The organism is Protofrankia sp. CiP1_Cm_nod3 (assembly GCF_982290655.1).
This window is the reverse complement of record NZ_CEVIVD010000032.1, coordinates 3,274-4,251: the sequence shown is the minus strand read 5'-3', so window position 1 is coordinate 4,251 and position 978 is coordinate 3,274. Positions and strand designations below refer to the sequence as shown.

1 protein-coding gene is annotated in these 978 nt (G+C 53.4%); it reads left to right on the top strand.

From position 1 onward, the window contains the following. A partial coding sequence (locus AC5LUJ_RS08880) for a hypothetical protein (protein WP_493464757.1) occupies positions 1-697 on the top strand: 697 nt, incomplete at its 5' end. Between the last annotated feature and the right edge of the window lie 281 nt (positions 698-978).

Sequence of the window (978 nt, the reverse complement as noted above, 5' to 3'; positions counted from 1 at the left end):
ATCCCCCTCGGTCGGCATCCAGGGGCAGCCCCCGCCACGCGTCGACACCCGTCCGACAGCGACCGCGCCGAACACCGCGCACCCCACCGTGATACCCGCAACCACGCCACCCGGAAGCGGCAGCACCGTGCCTCCCACAGCGCACCCGGCCGCCGGCCAGATACCAGGCATGCCGACCCACATCAACGAGTTCGGCATCCCCGTCGGCTACCCCCACACAGAAGCCGGCGCCATAAGCGCCTGCGGAAACTACGTCGCCGCATATGTCGATCGACGCAATCGCAACGCTTCGCAGATCAAAAAAATATTCGATTCAATTTCCATTTCCGAAGTTGCTGATAAGCTATCAAATCAGATAGTTTCAGCAGATTCAATAACGGCAAAAAATTTTGGCCTTACTTCTATTAATTCCCCCGACATGCTGCTTAATATACGACCTCTTGGGTATTCAATAAAATCTTCTAGTTCCAACCAGGTAACAGTATCAGTATGGTCAGTCGCCGGAATTGGATCTTACGACAATAAAGCAAGTTTTGCACCGCAGCAAAGCTGGGGTACTGATATCTGCACAGTCACTTGGCAAGACGACGACTGGAAACTATCAAATGCAGGAGATGGGTCTAACGGGCCATCCCTCACCGAGCGTGCAGCTGAGGGAATCGAACGGTTTATCTACATAGGAAGGCCAGCAAAATGAGCGCTCATACGTTGGCCAGCGGAGAAATTATAGCTATAAGCATTGATCCTCTTACTGGTATTAGGAATGCCGTTTCCGATGGGACTGGCAGTTTCCTGGATTCGGTAGGTTCCGCATTTACGAATATGGCAGCAGACTTGTCTGCTTCTGTGTTCGGTTTTGCCGCGCAGCAGACCGCGATCGATCTGAACCGGGACTACATCGTCAACAACTACAACATCGTCTTCGGTGTTGCCATCCTGGTCGTGACGGGTCTGTTCATGTGCGCGTGCATCGCGGGA